The 8,482-nt window shown below is 59.7% G+C and carries 7 protein-coding genes; all 7 read right to left on the reverse strand.

The genetic code is table 11. The annotated features are described in order from the left end of the window. Window positions 1-16 precede the first annotated feature (16 nt). The 7 genes from HFD97_RS21285 to cbl all read right to left on the reverse strand — a co-directional run bounded on the left by HFD97_RS21285 (window position 17) and on the right by cbl (window position 8,182). On the reverse strand, window positions 17-1,624 hold the full coding sequence (locus HFD97_RS21285) for an ABC transporter substrate-binding protein (protein WP_167431492.1): 1,608 nt from the start codon (window positions 1,622-1,624) through the stop codon (window positions 17-19). Window positions 1,625-1,705: 81 nt separating this feature from the next. Then, window positions 1,706-2,983 carry an FAD-binding oxidoreductase gene (locus HFD97_RS21290; protein WP_167431491.1) on the reverse strand — a complete coding sequence of 426 codons (1,278 nt, stop codon included), beginning with the start codon at window positions 2,981-2,983 and terminating at the stop codon, window positions 1,706-1,708. 9 nt (window positions 2,984-2,992) lie between these two features. Continuing rightward, window positions 2,993-3,661, reverse strand: a complete 669-nt coding sequence (locus HFD97_RS21295) for a haloacid dehalogenase type II (protein ID WP_046102145.1) — start codon at window positions 3,659-3,661, stop codon at window positions 2,993-2,995. 28 nt (window positions 3,662-3,689) lie between these two features. Continuing rightward, a complete protein-coding gene (locus tag HFD97_RS21300; protein WP_167431490.1) occupies window positions 3,690-5,159 on the reverse strand; it encodes an aldehyde dehydrogenase in 1,470 nt (489 codons plus the stop codon). A gap of 80 nt (window positions 5,160-5,239) precedes the next feature. Continuing rightward, window positions 5,240-5,485, reverse strand: a complete 246-nt coding sequence (locus HFD97_RS21305) for a hypothetical protein (RefSeq protein WP_167431489.1) — start codon at window positions 5,483-5,485, stop codon at window positions 5,240-5,242. Between the two features lie 119 nt (window positions 5,486-5,604). Next, entirely contained in the window at window positions 5,605-7,062 is a 1,458-nt protein-coding gene (locus HFD97_RS21310) for an NAD-dependent succinate-semialdehyde dehydrogenase (protein ID WP_140028943.1), read from the reverse strand. Between the two features lie 160 nt (window positions 7,063-7,222). After that, complete coding sequence (gene cbl / locus HFD97_RS21315) at window positions 7,223-8,182, reverse strand: HTH-type transcriptional regulator Cbl (protein ID WP_167431488.1); 960 nt, start codon at window positions 8,180-8,182, stop codon at window positions 7,223-7,225. Window positions 8,183-8,482 lie beyond the last annotated feature (300 nt).

The raw sequence follows: 8,482 nt of genomic DNA on the forward strand, positions 1-8,482 counted from the left end.
TTACTCAGGTTCCGGATCAGGCGGTCAGCCAGGCAAACTCATGGAAGCGATACCCCATCATCATGCCCGACGGCCAGGCTTCCACCCCCTTGACCTTTTTGCTGTAGCCATCGGTGGAGCTGATAAAGGTCGGGATGAGGGTGCCGCAGTGGTCATAGATCAGCGTCTGCATGTCGCCATACATCTGCTTGCGTTTCGCCTGATCGCGTTCCCCCCGTGCCGCCACCACCAGCTGGTCAAACTGCGGATTCTTCCAGCCCGACTCGTTGCTCGGCGCGGTAGAGAGATAAAACTGTGAGAAGAGCATGTCGAGCGTCGGACGCGGGTTTATCGAGCCATATCCCACGGGATCTTTAGTCCAGTGCGACGACCAGTAGCCGTCATACGGCACACGTCGCACTTTGATGTTGAGCCCGGCCCCGCGCGCAATCTGCTGGATCATCTGACCGCCTTCGGTCGCCCCTTCAATGTTGGGCGTGGTCACAATCTCCACCGTTGACCCGGCCATCCCGGCTTTTTTGATGTGGAATTTCGCCTTTTCCACATCCAGCGGGCGCGGTTTCAGGTCGGCGTTGTAGAGCGGATGCCACGGTGGCACCGGGGTGTCATTACTGACGTCGCCGTAGCCCTGCAGGACCGTTTTCACCAGCATTTCGCGCGGCTGCAGATATTTCATCGCCAGCACAAAATCTTCGTTGCTTCCCGGCTTCACGTCGGTGCGAATAATCAGGTTGGTGTACATCCCTGATTTGCTCTCCAGCACGCCGAAGTCGCTGCTGGCTTTGATGCGCTTGCAGTCGGCGGCGGTCATGGCCGCGACGATCTGCAGATCGCCCGACATCAGCGCATTGACGCGCGCGGCACCGTCGGTGACGCCTATCAGCTCCACCTCATCCAGGTGCGGCAGGCCCGGCTTGTAGTAGTTGGGATTTTTCGTGCCGATGGCGCGCACGCCGGGCATAAAGGCTTTGCAGATGAATGGCCCGGTGCCGATCCCTTTGCTGAAATCTTTGGTGCCATCCTGCACGATTAAAAACGGCGGCGTGGCCAGCATGTAAGGAACATCGAAGTTGGCGCTGTTCAGCTCCAGCAGCACCTCATTGTCATTGACCGCGCTGAAGGTTTTGAACTGGTCGGCCAGCTTGAAAGCGATGGAGGCGATAGCCGGATCTTTGTGGCGGCTGAGTGAGTAGATGACATCTTTGGCGGTCAGCGGTTTGCCGTCATGGAAGGTCACGCCCTTGCGCAGCTTAATATGCCAGGTGACGCCATCGCCCGACTCCACCGATTCCGCCAGGGCCGGTTGCACCATCAGATTTTTATCCAGCTCGGTCAGGCCGCTGTAAAACATAAACTGGCGGGTATAGTCGGCGCTGTTGTTACTTTTGGCCGGGTCGAGTGTGTCGGTGGCCGACGCATTCGACATCGCCGCGCGCAGTTTACCGCCCTTCACGGGCTTATCATCCGCCTGTGCTGCCCCGGAAAAACCGATCAGGCCGCTGCTCATCACCGCACCCGCGGAGAGGATTTTCATCAGGCTGCGGCGTGACAGTGTGCCTTCAGTGATCATGCGCGTCAGTGCCGGATTTACCGCATCAGCGTCGTTATTATCAAATTTACTCATCTCTGTACCCTCAATAGTCAGGCGAACCGGGGATCATTTTCTGACGGTGCTGGCAACCTGGCAGCCAGCCTCCGACGGGGGTTATGAAAGGCGATCCTTTGCTTTGTAATAGAGTCCTGCGAGCGGTAAAAACCATGGCTTACCGTGATAACCGGGCAGCGCGGGCCATGTCTCACGCTGCCAGGGATTGTCCGTCGCTTTTTCAGCCAGCAGGTCGGCCATGACCCGCCCCATCCAGACCGACATCTGGGTGCCGTGACCGCTGTAGCCCAGCGAGTAGAAAACGCCATCCTGTTCACCGGCGTGAGGCAGACGGTCGGCCGTCATATCGACCATGCCGCCCCAGCAGTAGTCCACCTGCGCCTGGCCGAGCTGGGGCAGCATCTGCGTCATCGCCCGGCGCAGGATCTCGCCACTGCGGGAGTCCGAGGTGGGATTGCTGACCGCAAACCGGGCGCGCCCGCCAAACACCAGCCGGCGATCGGCAGTGGTGCGGAAGTAGTTGCCGATATTCAGGGAGGTGACGTAGGTGCGGTCCTGCGGCAGCACCTGTTGCAGCAGCGCCGGGTCCAGCGCTTCCGTCACCACAATAAAGCTGCCGACCGGCACGATGCGGCGCTGAAACCAGGGAAAGGGACCGACGTTGGAGCAGCCGGTCGCCATCAGCACTTTATCCGCCAGCAGCGTGCCCTGCGCGGTGTGGACCCGGTGCTGATACCCCTTCAGCCGCTCTAATTTCGTCACGGCGTGATGGGTGAAAATTTTTGCGCCGCTGCGGGCGGCCGCTTCGGCCAGACCAACTCCAAACTTGCCCATGTGCATCTGACCGCCACGCTGCTGCAGCAGGCCACCGTGAAAGTCATCGCTGGCGATCTCGTCACGCACCGCTGTTTTGTCGAGCAGGACGATCTCCGGGTCAACGGTGCGGCGCATCAGTTCATAAGCCTCCCGCAACCCGGCCATGTGTGACGCTTTGCTGGCGAGCTTAAGCTTGCCGCACAGCCGGAAGTCGCAGTCGATCGCTTCGTCCTGGATCAGTTGCCGCACATAGCTCACGGCATCGTCAAACGCCCGGTAGAAGCGGCTGGCCTGCTCCAGGCCCTGACTGGCTACCAGCGCGGCGAAGTTCTGCGCCACACCGGTGTTGCAGTGGCCACCATTGCGCGCCGACGCCTGGCTCATGACCTCGCCACTCTCCAGCAGCACAACGCTGATCCCGCTGCGCGCCAGGCTGAGCGCCGCCGAGACGCCGGTGAAGCCGCCGCCGATCACCACCACGTCAGCATGGGCTGGCAGCGGTTCGCGGGCGGCACCGGTAAAGGCGGGAGCCGTGGCCTGCCAGAACGATTCCAGTTTCATGGGGGTTCCTCAGAGTCCGACGACGCCAGGCAGGCCGCCGATGTCGTTGATTTCGGTGTACCCGTAGTAAGGATTTGCCGGCTCATGGCCGCGATTGACCCAGACTTTGTTTTTGATGCCGAGATCGTGTGCGGTCATCAGGTCATAGCGGAAACTGGAGGAGACGTGCAGGATCTCCTCCGGGCCGCAGCCGAGCTTATCCAGCATGTACTCGAAGCCCTTCATCTGCGGTTTGTAGGCACCCGCCTCTTCCGCCGTAATGGTCATGTGAATGGGCGCGCCCAGACGCGGGATATGATGCGGGATCAGATCTTTCATTGAGTTGGTAAGCAGCACGAGCGGAAACGCTTCGGCGACTTTCGCCAGACCGGCCGGCACGTCGGGATGCGGGCCCCAGCTCGCGCAGTCGGTGTAGATAAAGTCGCTGTCGGCTTTCTCCCAGCGGACGCCCCATTTTTTGCAGGTGCGCTGAATCGCATTGCTGACCACGTCGTAGTAGGGTTTCCATGCACCCAGCACTTCATCCAGCCGGTAGGCTGAAAAGTCCCGGGTAAAGGCGTCCATGTCGGCCGGGTCGACGCGGTCGCTGAAACAGCGCTGCGCGGCGCCGGCCATATCGAAGCGAATCAGCGTGCCGTAACAGTCGAACGTGATAAATTTCGGTTTAAACAGAGCCATGTCACACCCTCATAGTCGTCAGTTGTGCTTAGAAATCGATAAGAACGCTCTTCTGGCGCTGGCAGGCCTGAAACGCCTGACGCCCTAAATCTTTACCAATGCCGGAGCCGAGAAAGCCGCCGGTGGGGATGATGAAGTCGCCGGAGCGGCCGTAGCGGTTGATCCAGACGGTGCCGGCGTCAATGGCGCGCATGGCGCGCAGCGCACGCGGCAGGCTCAGCGTGTGCACCCCGGCACAGAGGCCGTAGATCGCATGTGCCGCCATCGCCAGTCCCTGCTCTTCATCATCAAAGGTCTGCACCGTCAGCACCGGGCCAAAGATCTCCTGCTGCACCGCCGGGTTATCCTGGGTGACGTGGCTGAGCAGCGTAGGCTGCCAGAACCAGCCCTCGTCGGTGTCGGCAAAACGCGCGCCGCCGACAATCACCTCGGCGCCCTGCGCTTTCGCCGCCTCAATGACCGAGCTGACTTTGTTGCCCTGGCGCGCATCAATCAGCGGCGCGTAGCGGCTGCTCTCCTGCCAGGTGACGCCCGGTTTCACTTCCCGGCAGAGCTGCGCCAGCCGCTCAACCAGCGGTTCGGCGATGTTGCGCTGCACAATCAGGCGGGTGCCCGCCACACAGGCCTGACCGCCGTTAGCGGTGAAGCCGCGCAGAATGCGCTGGGCCAGCACCTCAGTGTCGCCTGCATCATCAAAGACCAGCTGCGGACTTTTGCCGCCCAGCTCCAGCGTGACCGGTTTCATGCCGAACTGTGCCGCGTCGCTCATGATGCGTGCACCGGTCTGCGTCGAGCCGGTAAACGAGACTTTGCGCACCAGCGGGTGTTTCACCAGCGCACTGCCGGTGACCGCCCCACTGCCCTGCACGATGTTCAGCACCCCGGCCGGTAAGCCCGCCTGAATCGCCAGTTCGGCCATGCGCACGGTGGAGAACGGCGTCAGTTCAGACGGCTTGAGCACCACCGCATTGCCCGCCGCCAGCGCCGGACCGCATTTCCACGACGCCATCGACAACGGGAAATTCCACGGGGTAATCGCGCCAATCACGCCATAGGGTTCAGCGATCAGCATGCCGAGGCTGCTGTCGCGGGTGGGAAAGAGATCGCCGCTGTATTTGTCGGCGCATTCGGCATAGAAGCGAATCGCTTCGGCCGTGAAAGGGATTTCATGCTGCACCACGTCGCTGATGGGTCGGGTCGACCCCAGCGCTTCCAGCTTGGCCAGCAGGGGATCCTGCTCAATCAGATCTGCCCAGCGGCGCAGAACCCGGCCACGTTCCCGTGGCGCGCAGCCTGACCAGCCGCTGGTTTTCAGCGCCTGATGCGCCACGGTCACGGCGTGATCGACATCTTCTGGCGTGGCGTCCCGTAGCTGCGCATAGACCCGGCCGTCTGAGGGGCGTTTAACCTCAGACAGGGCGCCCTGGCCTTGCACGTGCTGGCCGCCAATATAATGGCCAGCCGGAAGAGAAACGTTTTCAGGGTCGAAACTTAACATGGAATAATTCCTTATTTGTTACACCCATCAGTTGCTGGTTAATTCGTTTTTCAGCCGCCGATTTCTGCGCGGGTAATAAGCTAATGCAGAAAGTATGCCAGCCGGGCAAAAAATAAAAATGCGTTTAAAACAGCGCAAAAAAATTTTCTGCCGTATTGCCGGATGATTTTTTGCGGAATTGCCGAACAATTAAACAGATGATTTACTTCACAAAAATCCTGCGCTCTGCTGGTGCAGCCTGCACGGAAATTGCACCAAAGCGGATATTCCGGGCAAGGCGGGTGATTAACTGAAGCCTGCGCCGCCGGTTTACTGACGCGCTTCACATCCCGGATCATTTCTTATGTTTTAAACCCGATACGTTGACGCCGAAAAAAATTATCCGGAATCGCCGCCAAAAAAAACGCCAGCCGGGCGACCCGGCTGGCGTTTAATTACTCGTTATTCACAGACTGCCGATATGAAACGTTTTTTGTTCCAGATATTCGTCAATGCCGTAACGTGATCCTTCCCGGCCAATGCCGGAGAGTTTCACGCCACCAAAGGGAGCCACTTCCAGGGAAATTGCACCGGTATTGAAGCCGACCATCCCGAACTCCAGCGCTTCCGCGACCCGCCACGCCCGCCGGATGTTTTCGGTAAAGAAGTAGGCCCCCAGACCATAGGGCGTGTTATTCGCCATGGCTATCGCCTCCTCTTCACTGTCAAAAATAAACAGCGGCGCGACCGGGCCAAAGGTCTCCTCATGTGCGATGCGCATCGAGGCGGTCACCTCCCCCAGAACCGTAGGCTGTACAAAGGTGCCGTTGCCCTGGCTGATGCCGCCGGTCAGCAGGGTGGCGCCCTGGCTCAGCGCATCATCAATGTGACCATTCACTTTTTCCACCGCGCGGTCATTGATGAGCGGGCCGATGGTGCTGTCAGGCGCAAAACCATCGCCCACTTTCAGCGTGGCGACCGCCTCCAGCAGTCGTGCGGTAAAACGCGCATAGATGCTGCGCTGCACCAGAATGCGGTTTGCACAGACGCAGGTCTGTCCGGCGTTGCGAAATTTGCTGAGCATGACCCCGGCCACCGCAACCTCGATATCGGCATCCTCAAAGACAATCAGCGGTGCGTTTCCACCCAGCTCCAGACTCAGACGTTTGATGCTGTCGGCGCTCTGCTGCATCAGTAACTGTCCGATCCGGGTAGAGCCGGTAAAGGAGATTTTGCGCACCGTGCGGCTCCCGGTCAGGGCCGCGCCAATCTCCGTGGGTAGGCCGGTTACTACCTGCAAAACCCCGGACGGGAAACCGGCGCGCTCTGCCAGCACGGCCAGCGCCAGCGCGGAGAGCGGCGTCAGTTCTGAAGGTTTAACGATGATCGGACAGCCAGCCGCCAGCGCAGGGGCCACCTTGCGGGTGATCATCGCAATCGGGAAATTCCACGGTGTAATCGCGGCGGCCACGCCGACCGGCTGTTTCAGCACCAGAATGCGGCGGTCCTCGCTGGGCGCGGGAATGGTATCGCCATAAATGCGGCGCGCCTCTTCGGCGAACCATTTCACAAAGCTGGCCCCGTACAGCACTTCCCCTCTGGCTTCTGCCAGCGGTTTACCCTGTTCGGCGGTCATGATGATTGCCAGGTCATCGGCATTCTCAATAATCAGCTGATGCCACTTCTCCAGCAGCGCGGCACGGCTCGCATTGGGTGTCCTGCCCCAGCTGATGCGTACCGTTTCCGCATAAGCAATGGCCTGCTCCGTTTCGGCGTATCCCAGCGCCGGGATCGTCGCCAGCGTTTCACCCGTGGCGGGATTGGTAACCGGCAGCGTGGCCCCCTGCTGCGCATCCTGCCAGCATCCGGCAAACAGCGCCTGCTGGCGCAGCAGATCGCTGTCGTTGAGTTGAAGTTGCGACATAACATCCCCCTGTAGTGAGCTGCTTCCACTTTATCGCGCCCGGTCAGTGCAGGATGTTTTTTCAGGGTGAGAGAGAGGCTGGCGAAGAGGTTTTAAGCAGGCTTTTGAAATTTTATGCCGTGGGGGAAACCCGGCGCATCCAGGCGGATGCGCGGAGTGATTAAATCTGGAAGTCGATAACCGGCTCGTCGTCGCTGCTGTACGAGAGCGCCTGACGCTTGATCTCCTCCAGTGACAGGTTGGCGTTGCAGAGTTCCAGGAACTGCCAGACATAGTTGCGTTGCAGCTGACCGCGCTTCAGGCCGAGCCAGACGGTACTGGCATCGAACAGATGGGTGGCATCAATGCGCACCAGCTCCTCACTCTCTTCGGTTTCACATGCCTGGTCGGCCAGAATCCCGACGCCTAATCCGAGCTTAACGTAGGTTTTCACCACGTCGGAGTCCTGAGCGCTGAGTACGATGTCCGGTTTCAGACCGGCGCTCTGGAAGGCGCGATCCACCCGGGAACGGCCGGTAATGCCCTGCCGGTAGGTAATAAGGGGATGGCGGCTGAGGGTGCTCAGCGAAACGGGCTGGTTGTGCACCAGCTCATGCCCTTTCGGCACCAGTAAGGCGTGGTGCCAGCTGAACCAGGGAAAGGCCGCCAGGCTGCTGTTGTTGACCAGCATCTCACTGGCGATGCCGACATCCGCCTCCCCCGCCAGCAGCATCGATACAATCTCCTGCGGGGAGCCCTGATTGAGTTCCAGCCGGACATTCGGATAGAGCTGGCGAAACGCTTTGATGATCTTCGGCAGGCTGTAGCGCGCCTGAGTATGGGTGGTGGCGATCGTGAGGATACCGCTGGTTTCATTGGTAAACACATCGGCCAGGCGGCGGACTTTACCCGCCTCATCCAGGATGCGTTCGGCAATGGTCAGCAGCGCCTTACCCGGCTCGGTCATTCCCAGCAGACGTTTACCGCGGCGGATAAAGATCTCCACGCCAAGCTCATCTTCCAGATCCCGGATGTGCCGACTCACACCTGACTGGGAGGTAAAGAGTGTGTTAGCGACTTCCGTTAAATTAAATTCACAGCGGGCCGCCTCGCGGATGATTTTAAGCTGCTGGAAATTCACGGTATTTACCTCCCTTTACATAATCTGATTCTGTGATGGTAAGAACTATTATTGATAACGGGAAATACTAAAAAATTTGGCTTTATGAATTTAGGGAATAAAGGGGTGGGGTTGTTTGTTGCGTGAATGCGCTGAGAAGATTGGCCTGGCAGGCCGGGCTTTAAGGGGGTGCGTTGCGCGAGCGGGCGCTGGGAGAGCTTGCAGCGAACGGGCTTTGAGCAGGTTTCGTTCGCCCAACAGGTTGGGCAGTTTCAGCTTCGCCTCTGCAGGCGACCGACAAGGGGGCGCCAGTCGCCGCGC

This window comes from Pantoea sp. EKM103V, assembly GCF_011800365.1.
Taxonomy (GTDB): domain Bacteria; phylum Pseudomonadota; class Gammaproteobacteria; order Enterobacterales; family Enterobacteriaceae; genus Pantoea; species Pantoea anthophila.